We start from the raw sequence: 13,630 nt of genomic DNA, 5'->3' as shown, positions 1-13,630 counted from the left end.
TTGCCGACCAGCGTGCCGCCGGCGCCCAGGTCGGCGCGGGCGGGCGCGCCCGCGGCGATGCGGCCGGCGTCGGCCTCGGGCACGTCGCCAACCAGCAGCAGCGGGCTCAGCTCGACCACCGTGCCGCAGGGCTGGCCCGGCGACAGGTAGGAGCCGACCTCGGCGTCGCGGTTGTCGAACACGCCGGCGAACGGGGCGCGGATGTTGATCTGCTCGTAGGCGACCTCGGCCTGGCGCACCTGGGCGGCGGCCTGGTCCATGTCGGCGCGGGCGGAGGCCACCTGGGTGTCGGAGCGGAAGCCCTTCTCGGCCAGGCGCTGGCCGGCTTCCCACTGAAGCGTCTTGGAGCGCAGGTTGGCGCGCGCCTGGTCCAGGGTGGCCTGGCGGGCGTCGACGTCGAGGCGGCACAGCACCTGGCCGGCCTTCACCCACGAGCCTTCCGGCGTCGGGGTGGCGGCGACCACGCCGGCGGTCTCGGAACGGGCCACCACCGAACGCATCGCTTCGGTGCGGCCGCGCAGCACCACCGCGTAGGGGCGCACGGACTCCGGCGTCAGCACGGTGCGGACCAGCTGGAGCTCGTCCTTCTTCTTCTCGGCCGGGGCCGCTTCGGCGTGCTTTCCACGGCCCAGCGCGGCGCTGATCGCGAAATAGGCGATGACGGCGCCGATGATGATGCCGGCGAAAACGTAGGATTTGTTGACGCGCATTGGAGCTGCAGTCCGTGGATTGCGGCTCCGGGGAGTCGAGCCGTCGGATTATGTTTCTCAGTGAAGCGGCGGCCGCGAAGGCTCAAATGAATTCGCGGTAACCGCGTCGCTTCGACGCGAAGGTGTGGAGTTCGGGAAACGGTCCCCCGAGCCAAGACGCGCTCAGGCGGGGCAGTATACTTCAAATCGCCCTTAAGGCCCTCTTGTCCGCAGCGCTTTAATCTGTGCGGCGAGCGTCAAATTGTTTGAATTCAATCAATTCAAAAGCTCGGCGGAGAGGGGGCTGACGCCGTGAGCGCGGACTCCCGGGGGCGATGGCGGGACGCGCCCGTCATGCTGCGGAACGTGAGCGGCCGGTGGGCTGATCGACCAAATTTTGAGAGGGAGCGCGATGGCTCCGCGGGTAGGATTCGAACCTACGACCAGCCGGTTAACAGCCGGCTGCTCTACCACTGAGCTACCGCGGATCAGGGCTCATCGCCGAGAGGAGGGGCGTATAACAGCCTCGCGGTTCGGGGCGCAAGGCGGGTTTTTCGTCTCTCCCAAAAAAAGAGCCCGACGCGTGCGCCGGGCCTGGTCGAGTTCGGTGATGGTGGGTGTCTCCAAGAAGAAGACCCCGCCTCCATCGCGCCGATTTGGTTAGCGAAGGCTTAACGCGGGCGGGCCTCGTTCAGGTCGCGACAACCAAGCCGCCGGGCCGGTCTGGGACGGCCGTTCTGGCGCCAGCTTTGCTGGACGACCGGCGGTCGCCAATGGTAGTTAACAAAGTCTGACGAACGGGGCTCCGCGGGGGAGCGGCGTCCCGATCGAAGGGTTCGCGGGACCGGGTTGGTGACGGCCGGTCTGGGGGGAAAAGCGTGTCGTTGGATCGCGAGGCCGGCGAGGAGAGCGGCGCGTTCGGGCCTGTCGCCCGTTGGCTCGGACGGCGTTCGAGCATCTTCTACCTGGGTCTGGTCGCCGGCGCTCTGATCGGGTTGGTCGTGACGCCCGAGGGGCGGGCCGGCGCGGGGAGCCGGATCGCCTCCTTCTTCGCCCACCTGCCGACGTCCGGAGGCTCCGCCCAGGCGGCCGAGCCGGCGCCGAAGCGCGCGGCCGCCGCCGCGCCCGCGCCGGCCGTGGTCCCGGTCGTGTACGATCCGGCCGTGGTGCTGCGCGGAGCCGACGCGGACGGTCGCATCACCGTCGGCGTGTTCGGCGACTCCATGGGCGACGGCCTGTGGGCCGGCCTCTATCGCCAGCTGCGCACCGACAAGACCTATGAGGTCAGCAGGTTCAGCCGGGTCTCCACCGGCCTGACCCGTTACGACTACGTCGACGTGCAGGCCCAGACGGTCGAGCAGCTGGCCGGCGGCAAGGTCGAGGTCGCGGTCATCGAGTTCGGCTGCAACGACGCCCAGGCCATCGCCGCCGACGGTCACGTCTATCCGTTCAAGAGCGAGGGCTGGCGCAAGGCCTACCTGGCGCGGATCGACGCCCTGGTGCAGGTGCTGCGCGCCCAGGGCGCCGCGGTCTACTGGGTCGGACTGCCGAAGATGCGCCGCGCCGACCGCGACGCCAGCGCGGTCTATCTGAATGAGCTCTACGCCGAGCGGGCGCGCACGCTGGGCGTGCCCTTCATCGCCACCACCGAGCTGTTCCAGGACGAGGGCGGCGAGTACTCGGCCTACCTGTCCGAGCCGGGCTCGGACCGCAAACGCCTGATGCGCGCCGACGACGGCGTGCACATGACCCCGGCCGGCTATCTGCGGCTGGCCTCGCCGGTGGCCACGCGCATCCTCGCCGACGTGGCCCGGGCCAAGGCCCCCGCCGCCGGGGCCGCTTCGGCTGTGACCCGGACCGCGTCATGAGGATCGCGGCGCTCGCCCTGCTGCTGGGTCTGGCCTGCGCGCCGCTGGCCGGCGCCACCGCGCCCGAGCGGCTGACCGACGCCGGCGCGCTGCAACCGTTCGAAGCGGCGCTGCAGGACCTGCAGGCCGGGCGGCGCACCCGGCCGGTGCACGTCCTGCAGATCGGCGACAGCCACAGCGCCGCGGACCTGATCTCCGGCGCCCTGCGCGACCGGCTGCAGGCGCGCTACGGCTCAGGCGGCCGCGGGGTGCTGATCCCGGGCGCGCCCTATCCGGGCCTGGTGCAGAGGCTGGTCGACGTGCAGGCCAGCGGCTGGCGCACCGAATACAGCCTCGCGCCCGCGGGCCGCGCGCCGACCCCGGCCAGCGGTCCCTACGGACTTTCCGGCTTCCGCCTGGTCGCCGACGCGCCGGGCGCGCGGCTGTCGCTGGCGGCCGAGCCCTCCGCCGGCTTCGACCGGGCGACGGTGTGTCTCGAAACGGGACACGCGGGCGCCGACCTCGTCCTCACCGCCGGCCAGGAGCGCCGGCCTGTCTCGCTGCCGGCCGATTCCGGTCCGACCTGCCGTGAGTTCGAATTCCCGGCCCGCCAGACGCGGCTGGACCTGACCGTCGAGCGCGGCGGGGCGACCGTCCTGTCCTGGGCGAGCTTCCGGCGCGACGGCGGGGTGGTCCTGTCCAACCTGGGCGTGGTCGGGGCCCAGCTGTCGCACTTCGCCCAGCGCGACGACCGCGCCCTGGCCGTCGAGCTGGAGGCCTATCGTCCCGACCTGATCGTGCTGGCCTTCGGCACCAACGAAGGCTTCGCCAGCGACGTCGATCCGGCGGCCTACGAACAGCTTCTTCGCGACCAGATCCGCCGACTGCGGCGGCTGTCCGGCGGCGCGCCGGTGCTGGTCCTGGGCGCGCCCGACGCGGCCACCATCCGGCCCGACCTGCTGACCGACGGGATCGACCGCGAATACCCCGCCTGCGGGCGGCTGTCCGAGGCCGAGCGCCGCGACTACGCGAGCCTGGTCGAGCACCGCAGCCCGGCCCTGGAGCGCTGGTACGCCCCGCCCATGCTCGACGTCGTGCGCGCCGCCCAGCGCCGGGCGGCGGCGGAGGAGGGCGCGGCCTTCTGGGACTGGGAGCAGGCCATGGGCGGCGCGTGCGGCGCGCACGCCCTGACCGCCGGCGATCCGCCGCTGATGCGGCGCGACCACGTCCACTTCACCGCTCACGGCGGCGCGATGATCGCCGAGCGGCTGTTCGACGATCTCATGCGGGCCGGGGAGAACTGAGGCCATGCTCTTCCCGACCATGGCGTTCGCCCTGTTCTTCCTGGTGGTCTACGCGGTGTCTTGGAGCCTCGAGCGCGAGAACGAGCGCCGCAAGGCGTTCCTGATCCTCGCCAGCTGGTTCTTCTACGGGGCCTGGGACTGGCGCTTCGTCGGCCTGCTGGCCGGCAGCGCGCTGCTGAACTGGGGCGCCTCGCAACTGATCGTGCGGGCCGACACGCCGACCATCCGCCGCTGGGTGGTCATTCTGGGCGTCGCCGCCAACCTGACCATCCTCGGCTTCTTCAAGTACTACGGCTTCTTCGTGGAGCAGGGCGGGGCCTTGCTGCGCCTGTTCGGCTGGGAGCGCGACCTGCCGCTGCTGCAGGTGCTGCTGCCGGTCGGCATCTCGTTCTTCACCTTCCAGGGCATGTCGTATCTGATCGACGTGCACCGCGAGAAGGTGGCCCCGGCCAAACTGCTCGACGTCACCCTGCTGATGTCCTTCTTCCCGCACCTGGTGGCGGGACCGATCGTGCGGGCCAGTCACCTGCTGCCGCAGTTCGAGCGGACGCCGACGGTCACCCGCGAAATGACCGCCCACGCCTTCCTGCTGATCGCCTGGGGCCTGTTCAAGAAGACGGTGATCGCCTCGGAGCTGTCGTCGGGGATCGTCGATCCGGTGTTCTTCGACCCCAGCGCGCACGGCGCCTGGGACCTGCTGGCCGCGGTCTACGCCTACGCCGTGCAGATCTACTGCGACTTCTCGGCCTACAGCGACATGGCCATCGGGGTGGCGGCGCTGCTGGGCTACCGCTTCCCGCGCAACTTCGACCAGCCGTACCGGTCCGCTTCGCTGCAGGACTTCTGGCGGCGCTGGCACATCAGCCTGTCGAGCTGGCTGCGCGACTACCTCTACATCCCGCTGGGCGGCAGCCGCGGCCCGCTGTGGAAGGGCTGCCGCAACGTGATCATCACCATGCTGCTGGGCGGCGTGTGGCACGGCGCGGCCTGGACCTTCGTGGCCTGGGGCGGCCTGCACGGCGTGGTGCTGGCGTTCGAGCGGGCGTGGCGCGCCTGGCGTCCGGCCGCGACCGGCCGCTGGGCGGGCGTGCTGGGCGTCGTGGTCACCTTCCACATCGTCTGCCTGGGCTGGATCCTGTTCAGGGCCGAGTCCTTCCAGCTGGCCCTGGACTACGTCGAGGGCTTCGCGCGGGTGACCCAGCCGGCGGCCCTGGTCACGCCCTTCCTGGCGGTGCTGATCGCCGGCGGCCTGGCCATGCACTTCCTGCCGGCGCGCGCCGCGGAGCGGCTGGCCGGGCTGGTCCGTCCGGTTCCGTCGCCGGTGTTCGGGGCGGGCCTGGCCCTGGTGCTGCTGGCCGTCGAGGCCATGCGGCCCGAGGGCGTGGCGCCCTTCATCTACTTCCAGTTCTGAGGGGGCGGGGATGACGACCGAAATCCACCCGGGCGGCGCGATCGACATCTTCGACGAGGGCGAAGTGCTCGCCGACGAGCTGGAGTCCTCCCGCGCCCGGCGCTGGGGCGCCCAGGTCGTGGTGGTCGCGCTCGTGATGCTGCTGTTCCTGAACGCCCGCTCGCTGCAGAGCTGGGCCTACACCCTGGAACCCAGCTGGCGGGCCGAGACCATCCGCGCGCTCGCCGACACCTGGGCGGCGCGCACCAAGCTGGCCGGCTTCGACGACCTGCGCGCGGGCCTGCGCTCGAACTACGAGGCGGCGAGGGCGGGCCCTGAGTCGGGACAGCGTCGTCCGCCCGCCTGACGACGGAGACCGCCGACCGCGGATGGGGCTTCAGCTATAGGGAAGTTGGAGGCCTGGCCGAGAATCGAACTCGGGTACACGGATTTGCAGTCCGCTGCGTAACCACTCCGCCACCAGGCCGTGGCGCTTGTCGCGCTGGAGAGGCGAGGGGGTAGCAGATCGGTTTGCGGGCCGCAACGCACAGGCGTTCGAAACTTTCCTGTTTTTTCTGGGTTTCGCCCTGCGTTGCCATTTCCGCGGCGCGCGCCCTATAAGCGGCGCGATTTACAAGGCGGCCCTTATAAGGAAAGGCGAGCGCGATGGATTTCGTGTCGGCGCGGCTGAACATGGTCGAGTCCCAGGTGCGGACCAACGACGTGACCGATTTCGAGATCCAGGACGCCATGCGTCGGGTCGCGCGGGAGCGATTCTGCGCCCCGGCCCGGGCGTTTGCGGCCTATGCCGAAGTCCCGGTCGAGATCTGCCCCGAGCGTTGGCTGATGGGGCCGCGCGAAGTGGCCAAGCTGCTGCAGGCGGCCGCGCCCAAGGCGGGCGAGAAGGCCCTGGCGATCGCCGCGCCCTACGCCGGCGCGGTGCTGGCCTCGATCGGCCTGGACGTCACCGCCCAGGAGAGCGACGCGCGCGCCGTGGCCGTGCTGGAGACGGCGCTGGGCGATTACGGGGTGAAACTCAAGGCGGGCGATCTCGCCGCGCCGATGGGCGGCGACTACGACCTGATCATTTCGGAAGGCGCGGTGTCCGAGGCCCCGGCGGCCTGGATCGAGGCCCTGAAGGTCGGCGGGCGCCTGGCGGTGGTGGAGCGGGACGGGCCGATGGGCCGTGCGCGCCTCTACGTGCGCACCCCGTCGGCGGTGGCGACGCGCGAAGTGTTCGACGCCGCGCCGCCGGTTCTGGCGGGTTTCGAGCGGCGCCCTTCGTTCCAGTTCTGAGCGATTTCCGAAGCCGTCGCCCGTGGGCGACGGAATTGCGGCGGTCCAACGTGAAAAAAGCTTAACTGGTGGATTGCTGGTCGGGCGGCCAGAGCGTGAGTATATGTCGCACTCGCGCCGCCTGGGCCGACTTTAGGGACTAAGTGTCATGTCGAATCGCCGTCGCGCCCTCCGATCGGCTGCGGCCCTGAGCCTGGTGCTGTCGCTGAGCGCCGGCGCGGCCTCGGCCGAGACCCTGGCTGAGGCGATCGGGCTGGCCTACCAGACCAACCCGACCCTGCAGCAGCAGCGCGCCAGCCTGCGCGCGCTCGACGAGAACTACGTCCAGGCGCGCTCCGGCTGGCGTCCGACCGCCGACGCGGCGGTGGCGGTGACCTACAGCGATCCGGAATTCGTGATCTCCTCCTTCCCGCTGGAGAAGGAACGCTACCTGTCGTCGGCCTCGCTGTCGGCGACCCAGCCGCTCTACACCGGCGGGCGGGTGGCTTCCGGCGTGAGCGCGGCCGAGGCCGACATCATGCAGGGCCGCGAGAACCTGCGCTCGGTCGAGGCGGAAGTGCTGCAGGCGGTCGTCGCGGCCTACGCCGACGTTCGCCGCGACCTGGCGGCCCTTGGCATCCAGCAGGAGAACGTGCGCGTCCTGCAGCGCCAGCTGGAAGAAGCCAGCGCCCGCTTCGAGGTCGGCGAGATCACCCGCACCGACGTCGCCCAGGCCGAGGCCCGTCTGGCCGCCGCCCAGGCCAACCTGTCCGCCGCCCAGGCCAACCTGGCCGTCAGCCGCGCCTCCTACACTTCGGTCGTCGGCCAGACGCCGGGCGAACTGGCCGAGGAGCCGACCCTGCCGGGCATGCCGGGCGACTTCGACTCCGCCATGGACGCGGCCGAGCAGGCCAACCCGGCCCTGCGCGCCGCCCAGTACGCCGAAGACGCCGCCCGCGCCCGTGTGGTGCAGGCCAAGTCGCAGTTCCTGCCCAACGCCTCGCTGCAGGCCAGCGTCACGTCGCAGACCTCGGTCAACGACTTCCTGACCAACCTCGACCAGCGTGAAGTCCGCGCCACCGCCAGCATCTCGGTGCCGCTGTACACCGGCGGCGTGAACACCTCGGTGGTCCGCCAGCAGCTGGAACGCCAGAACGCCGCCCAGATCGCCGTGCAGGGCGCTCGCCGCGACGTGCTGCGCCAGGTGTCCAACGCCTGGTCGCTGCTGCAGTCGGCCAAGGCCGCCTACGTCGCCAACGAAGAGCAGGTGCGCGCCCAGCGCATCGCCGCCGAAGGCGTGCGCCAGGAAAACCAGGTCGGCCTGCGCACCACGCTCGACGTGCTGAACGCCGAGCAGGAGCTGCGGACCTCCGAGCTGGCGCTCGTCAACGCCCGCCGCGACCAGTACATCGCCGGCGCCACCCTGCTGTCGGCCATGGGCAGGCTGGAGGCCGCCAACCTGGTCCAGGACGTCCCCGCCTACGATCCCAAGCGCAACTTCAACCGCGTGAAGGGCAAGGGCGGCGTGCCGTGGGAGCCGCTGATCGCCGTCGTCGACCGCACCCTGAAGCCGGGCGCCAGCGACAACGAGAAGGACGCGGACGCGCCGATCGATCAGCGACTGAGCGCGAAACAGCCTTCGCAGTAAACCTTCGTTGATCGGTTCCGATTTAACCATGAAGGCGTTTGCGGGCGCGCGCAGTCGGCCTTAGGCTGTGCGCGATCCCACGTTATCCCAGACCTGAACGGCCGCGATCGATGTCCGACCAGACCGCCCAAGAACCGACGATGGAGGAAATCCTCGCCTCCATCCGCCGCATCATCTCCGAAGACGAGGCGCCGGCTGAACCGCAGGCCGCTGCGGCGGCGCCGGTCGCGCACGCCGTCTCGCCGGCCATGATGGACGAGACGCCCTCGCACATCGCCGACGTGGCCTACGAGGCCGACGACGAAGTGCTGGAGCTGACCCAGCGCTATGAAGAACCGGCGCCGGTCGCGATGCCGGAGCCCACGCCGATCCGTCCGTTCGAGACGGTCGGCGACATCGAGGCCGCGCCGCGCGAAATGCCCGCACCGGCTCCGGTCGCCAGCTTCAGCCCCACCGAAACGGAGCGTCTCGTGAGCGATCGTGCCGCCGAGTCCGCCGCCGCCGCCTTCGGCGCCCTGGCTTCGACCCTGCTGATGCCGCGCGAGGGCCGCTCGCTCGAGGACGTGGTCAAGGAACTGATGCGTCCGCTGCTGAAGGACTGGCTCGACGCCAACCTTCCGGCCATCGTCGAGGCCCAGGTACAGACGGAAGTCGAACGCATCGCGCGCCGCGGCGCCCGCTGACCCCTTCGCTTCGTCCCTAACAGGCTGCTAAGAGGGCGGGCCCCCCGGGTCCGCCCTCTTTCATTTATCCCATGCTCCAGAACCGTTTCGATCCCAAGACCGCCGAACCGCGCCTCTACGCCCAGTGGGAGGCCGCCGGCGCCTTCGCGCCCAAGGACGACCCGAACGCCGAGGCGTTCTCCATCGTCATCCCGCCGCCGAACGTGACCGGCTCGCTGCACATCGGCCACGCGCTGAACAACACCCTGCAGGACGTGCTGGCGCGCTTCGAGCGCATGCGCGGCAAGGCGGTGCTGTGGCTGCCGGGCACCGACCACGCGGGCATCGCCACCCAGATGGTGGTCGAGCGCATGCTGGCCGCCGAGGGCGGGCCGGGCCGGCGCGACATGGGCCGCGACGCCTTCGTCGAGCGGGTGTGGAAGTGGAAGGCCGAGTCCTCCGGCACCATTCAGAACCAGCTGCGCCGCCTGGGCGCGTCCTGCGACTGGAGCCGTGAGCGCTTCACCCTGGACGAGGGCCTGTCGGCCGCCGTCCGCAAGGTGTTCGTCCAGCTCTACAAGGAAGGCCTGATCTACCGCGACAAGCGGCTGGTGAACTGGGACCCGCACTTCCAGACCGCCATCTCGGACCTGGAGGTCCTGCAGCCGACCGTCGACGGCGCCTACTACCACTTCGCCTATCCGCTGGCCGACGGCCCGGTGGGCGAGGTCACCGAGGTGGTGGTCGCCACCACCCGGCCGGAGACCATGCTGGGCGACACGGCCGTGGCCGTGCACCCGACCGACGAGCGCTACCAGGGCCTGATCGGCAAGCTGCTGGCCCACCCGATCACCGGGCGGAAGATCCCGATCGTCGCCGACGAGTACGCCGACCCTGAGAAGGGCTCCGGCGCGGTGAAGATCACGCCGGCGCACGACTTCAACGACTTCCAGGTCGGCAAGCGCCACGGCCTGGAGATGATCAACATCTTCGACGCCTACGCCCGCCTCAACGACGAGGTCCCGACCGAGTTCGCCGGCATGGACCGCTTCGACGCGCGCCGCGCCATCACCGCGAAGATGGAAGAGCTGGGCCTGCTGCGCGGGATCGAGAAGACCCGCCACGCCGTGCCGCACGGCGACCGGTCCGGCGTGGTCATCGAGCCGTTCCTGACGGACCAGTGGTACGTCAACGCCGAGGTCCTGGCCCAGCCGGCGATCAAGGCGGTCGAGACCGGCGACATGGCCTTCGTCCCGAAGAACTGGGAGAAGACCTACTTCGAGTGGATGCGCAACATCGAGCCCTGGTGCGTCTCGCGCCAGCTCTGGTGGGGCCACCGCATTCCGGCCTGGTACGGTCCGGACGGCCACGTCTTCGTCGAGGAGACGGAGGAGGCGGTCCGCGCCGCGGCGCGCGCGCACTATGGCTCGGACGTCGAGCTGCGCCAGGACGAGGACGTCCTCGACACCTGGTTCTCCTCGGCCCTGTGGCCGTTCTCGACCATGGGCTGGCCGGAGGAGACCTCCGACCTGAAGCGGTTCTACCCGACCCACACCCTGGTCACCGGCTTCGACATCATCTTCTTCTGGGTCGCCCGGATGATGATGATGGGCCTGCACTTCATGGACGACGTGCCGTTCAAGCGCGTGTTCATCAACGCCCTGGTCCGCGACGCTTCCGGCCAGAAGATGTCGAAGTCCAAGGGCAACGTCATGGACCCGCTGGAGCTGGTCGACGAGCTCGGGGCCGACGCCCTGCGCTTCACCATGACGGCCATGTCGGGGGCTGCGCGCGACATCAAGCTCTCGAAGCAGCGCATTGAAGGCTATCGGAATTTCGGCACGAAGCTGTGGAACGCCGCACGCTTCTGCCAGATGAACGAATGCGTCCGCGTCGAGGGCTTCGACCCGGCCGAGGTCAAGTCGACCCTGAACCGCTGGATCCGCGGCGAGACGGTGAAGACGGCCGAGGCGGTCACCAAGGCGCTGGAGGCCTGCGCCTTCGACGACGCGGCGGCCAGCCTTTACCGCTTCATCTGGAACGTGTTCTGCGACTGGTACCTGGAGCTGGCCAAGCCGGTGCTGAACGGCGAAGACGAGGCCGCCAAGGCCGAGACCCGCGCCATGGCCGCCTGGGTGCTGGACCAGTGCCTGAAGCTGCTGCACCCGGTCATGCCGTTCCTCACCGAGGAGCTGTGGGCGGAGCTCGCCGCGTTCGGCGGTCCCAAGCGCGGGAGCATGCTGATCGTCGCCGACTGGCCGGCCCTGCCGCAGGCCTGGATCGACGCCGAGGCGGAGGCCGAGATCGGCTGGCTGGTCGACCTGGTCACCGACGTGCGCTCGATCCGCTCGGAGATGAACGTGCCGCCGTCGGCGCGCGCGCCCATCGTGCTGGTCGGCGCCAACGCGGTCACCCGTGAACGCCTGGCCCGTCACCGCGACCTGATCGTCACCCTGGCCCGCGCCTCGGACGTCAAGGAAGCCGACGCCGTGCCGGCCGGCGCCGCGCCGTTCGCGGCGGGCGAAGCCACCGGCGCCCTGTCGATCGCCGAGTTCATCGACCTGGTGGCTGAACGCGCCCGCCTGGCCAAGGAGATCGGCGTCCTGGACGGCGACATCGAAAAGACCCGCAAGAAGCTCGACAACCCCGACTTCGTGGCCCGCGCCAAGGAAGAGGTGGTCGAGGAGAACCGCGAGCGTCTGGCCGAGGCCGAAGAGGCCAAGGCCAAGCTGCAGTCGGCCCTGGCGCGTCTGGAGGCGGTGGCCTGACGCGCAAGCGGCTGGACGTCCTGCTGGTCGAGCGCGGCCTGTTCGACAGCCGCGCCAAGGCGCGCGCCGCGATCGAAGCCGGCGGCGTGCGCGTCGCCGGCCGGGTGGTCGGGAAGGCGTCGGAAGCGGTCGACCCCGAGGCCGAGATCGCGGCCGAGCCGGCGTATCGCTGGGTCGGCCGCGGCGCGCTGAAGCTGGACCATGCGCTGGGCCTGTGGCCGGTCGAGGTCGAGGGGCGGGTGGTGCTGGACGTCGGTGCGTCGACCGGCGGCTTCACCGAGGTCGCCCTCTCGCGCGGCGCGCGGCGGGTCTACGCGGTCGACGTCGGCCGCGGGCAGCTGCACGCCAGCCTGTCGGCCGACCCGCGGGTCGTGTCGCTGGAGGGCACGGACGCGCGCGCGCTGGACCGGACCCTGATCCCCGAAGCGCCCGAGCTGGTGGTCTGCGACGCCAGCTTCATCGGCCTGGCCAAGGTTCTGGCCGTGCCGCTGGAGCTCGCGGCCGAGGGGGCCGATCTGGTGGCCCTGGTCAAACCGCAGTTCGAAGCGGGGCCTGAGCACGTCGGGAAGGGCGGGGTGGTCAAGGACCCGACCGTTCACGCCCGGGTGCTGGACGAGGTGCGCGCCTGGCTGGAGGCGCGCGGGTGGCGCGTGCTCGCGGTCGCCGACAGCCCGATCACCGGAGCCGACGGCAACCGCGAACACCTGCTCTGGGCGCGCCTGGGCTAGAGCCTGTCCCGTTCCAAGAACGGAACAGGCTCAGCATTCAAAAGCTTGAGCGCGTTCTGATCGGAAAACCGGATCCACTTATTCGTAACGCGCTCAGTAAGCGACGCGATAGCGGCCCTGACGGTCCGGGCAGACCCGGAAGTAGTCGCCGCGATAGTCCTGGGCCCAGCGGCAGCCCTGGCGGGCGTAGGAGGCGTCGTTGCGGCGGCCGGGCTGGGTCTGCCAGCGTTCGCCGTAGCGCCAGTCACGGGTGTCGTTGCGCGACCAGTAGGGCCCCGTGGCGTCGCAGGCGGCGGAGTTCTTCGCCGACTTGCGGCCGACCTCGGCCCCGATCACCGCGCCGGCGACCGCGCCCAGGACCGCGCCCTCGGTGCGCTGGCCGCGACCTGCGACCTGCGAGCCGACCGTCGCGCCGGCGACGGCGCCGACCGCCGCGCCGGTGTTGCGGCGCTTGCGCTTCTCGTCCTGGCAGGCGTCCTGGTAGTAGCGGTAGTCGCCGTAGCGGACCCGCTGGCCGCGATAGCGGTCGTCGCCGTACCGGTCGTCGCGATACCGGTCGTCGTAGCGATCGTCGTACCGGTCGTCGTGACGGTTGTCGTAGTAGCCGTCGCCGCGGCGATCGTACGGATCGTCGGCGCTGGCGATCGTGGGGACAAGGACCGAGGTCGCCACCAGGGCGGCGACCAGGACACGGGACGCGGAAGCGTACTTCATGGGATCCCTCCTCTCGAGGGCGGTCCCGGTCGTCCGGGCCGCGGCTCGCTCTGTCGAAGCGAATTGACACGCTTCAACCTGAACAACGCCTGATCGGGTCCGTTCATCCGTGTTCATGGAACAAAGTTCGTCGCGCCGGCGCCCAGTAGCGGAGCTGCGGGCGACGAAAAAGCCGCCCGCGCGGGCGCGGGCGGCTCTCCAGACGTCGGCTGAGGCGGGGCTGCTTAGATCAGTCGACGACGCGGTAGCGGCCGTTCTGGTCCGGGCAGACGCGCACGTAGCGCATCTCGGTGCGGCCGTCGGGCAGGTAGATCGGGCTCTCGGCCAGGCGGCAGCCGTCGACCGGCGGGGGCGGCGGGACGTCGCTGACCGGACGGCGGTAGTCGTCGTAGTCACGGTCGCGGTGCGCGTACGGATCATAGGCCGGCTCGCGGTAGCCGTAGTCGCGGCCGCCGTAGCTGTCGTTGCCGTAGAAGCCGTTGTTGGCGTAGCCGTTGGAGCCGTAGCCCTGGCCGGCGGTGCCGCAGGCGGCGGAGCGCTGGCCGGCCTTGGCGCCGACCATGGCGCCCACCGCGGCGCCCAGCGCGCCGCCTTCGGTCTTGGCG

General features: G+C 70.6%; 11 protein-coding genes, 2 tRNA genes and 1 pseudogene. 9 read left to right on the top strand and 5 right to left on the bottom strand.

What is annotated here, in order from left to right:
* Both G3573_RS14350 and G3573_RS14345 read right to left on the bottom strand, forming a co-directional pair.
* The coding region (locus G3573_RS14350; protein ID WP_163261924.1) for an efflux RND transporter periplasmic adaptor subunit at nt 1–710 on the bottom strand (710 nt) is incomplete at its 3' end.
* Between the two features lie 392 nt (nt 711–1,102).
* Nucleotides 1,103–1,177, bottom strand: a tRNA-Asn gene (locus G3573_RS14345).
* Nucleotides 1,178–1,567: 390 nt separating this feature from the next.
* On the opposite strand from G3573_RS14345, the gene G3573_RS14340 reads away from it, so the two are divergent.
* The 4 genes from G3573_RS14340 to G3573_RS14325 are packed head-to-tail and all read left to right on the top strand — an operon-like array spanning nt 1,568 to nt 5,597.
* A complete protein-coding gene (locus G3573_RS14340) occupies nt 1,568–2,557 on the top strand; it encodes a DUF459 domain-containing protein (RefSeq protein WP_346427387.1) in 990 nt (329 codons plus the stop codon).
* Nucleotides 2,554–3,840, top strand: coding sequence for a GDSL-type esterase/lipase family protein (locus G3573_RS14335; protein WP_163261923.1), 1,287 nt, complete (start codon nt 2,554–2,556; stop codon nt 3,838–3,840). The genes G3573_RS14340 and G3573_RS14335 overlap by 4 nt, the downstream gene beginning before the upstream one ends.
* Before the next feature lie 4 nt (nt 3,841–3,844).
* The gene (locus G3573_RS14330; RefSeq protein WP_163261922.1) at nt 3,845–5,251 is read left to right on the top strand and encodes an MBOAT family protein; all 1,407 of its coding nucleotides are present in this window, start codon (nt 3,845–3,847) and stop codon (nt 5,249–5,251) included.
* A 10-nt stretch (nt 5,252–5,261) separates the two neighbouring features.
* On the top strand, nt 5,262–5,597 hold the full coding sequence (locus G3573_RS14325; RefSeq protein ID WP_163261921.1) for a hypothetical protein: 336 nt from the start codon (nt 5,262–5,264) through the stop codon (nt 5,595–5,597).
* A 46-nt stretch (nt 5,598–5,643) separates the two neighbouring features.
* On the opposite strand, the gene G3573_RS14320 is transcribed toward G3573_RS14325, so the two are convergent.
* Nucleotides 5,644–5,717: transfer RNA gene (locus G3573_RS14320), tRNA-Cys, on the bottom strand.
* Between the two features lie 179 nt (nt 5,718–5,896).
* Here G3573_RS14320 and G3573_RS14315 point away from each other — a divergent pair.
* The 5 genes from G3573_RS14315 (at nt 5,897) to G3573_RS14295 (ending at nt 12,311) form a co-directional block, all read left to right on the top strand.
* Nucleotides 5,897–6,526: a protein-L-isoaspartate O-methyltransferase gene (locus tag G3573_RS14315; protein ID WP_163261920.1), complete on the top strand. Its 630-nt coding sequence runs from the start codon at nt 5,897–5,899 to the stop codon at nt 6,524–6,526.
* A gap of 148 nt (nt 6,527–6,674) precedes the next feature.
* On the top strand, nt 6,675–8,153 hold the full coding sequence (locus G3573_RS14310; protein ID WP_163261919.1) for a TolC family outer membrane protein: 1,479 nt from the start codon (nt 6,675–6,677) through the stop codon (nt 8,151–8,153).
* 110 nt (nt 8,154–8,263) lie between these two features.
* Entirely contained in the window at nt 8,264–8,836 is a 573-nt protein-coding gene (locus G3573_RS14305; RefSeq protein WP_163261918.1) for a DUF2497 domain-containing protein, read from the top strand.
* 71 nt (nt 8,837–8,907) lie between these two features.
* Nucleotides 8,908–11,583, top strand: coding sequence for a valine--tRNA ligase (locus tag G3573_RS14300; RefSeq protein ID WP_163261917.1), 2,676 nt, complete (start codon nt 8,908–8,910; stop codon nt 11,581–11,583).
* Nucleotides 11,580–12,311 (top strand): TlyA family RNA methyltransferase, encoded by a 732-nt coding sequence (locus G3573_RS14295; RefSeq protein ID WP_163261925.1) that lies wholly within the window; start codon nt 11,580–11,582, stop codon nt 12,309–12,311. The genes G3573_RS14300 and G3573_RS14295 overlap by 4 nt, the downstream gene beginning before the upstream one ends.
* A 93-nt stretch (nt 12,312–12,404) precedes the next feature.
* On the opposite strand, the gene G3573_RS14290 is transcribed toward G3573_RS14295, so the two are convergent.
* Nucleotides 12,405–13,025, bottom strand: coding sequence for a glycine zipper 2TM domain-containing protein (locus G3573_RS14290; RefSeq protein WP_163261916.1), 621 nt, complete (start codon nt 13,023–13,025; stop codon nt 12,405–12,407).
* Nucleotides 13,026–13,254: 229 nt separating this feature from the next.
* Nucleotides 13,255–13,630 (bottom strand): annotated as a pseudogene (locus tag G3573_RS14285) (hypothetical protein); the annotation flags it as partial.

Source organism: Caulobacter sp. 17J65-9, assembly GCF_010975005.1.
In the GTDB taxonomy this organism is placed as follows: Bacteria; Pseudomonadota; Alphaproteobacteria; order Caulobacterales; family Caulobacteraceae; genus 17J80-11.
Note: the sequence above shows the minus strand (reverse complement) of the source record. Positions and strands in the feature narration are given on the sequence as shown.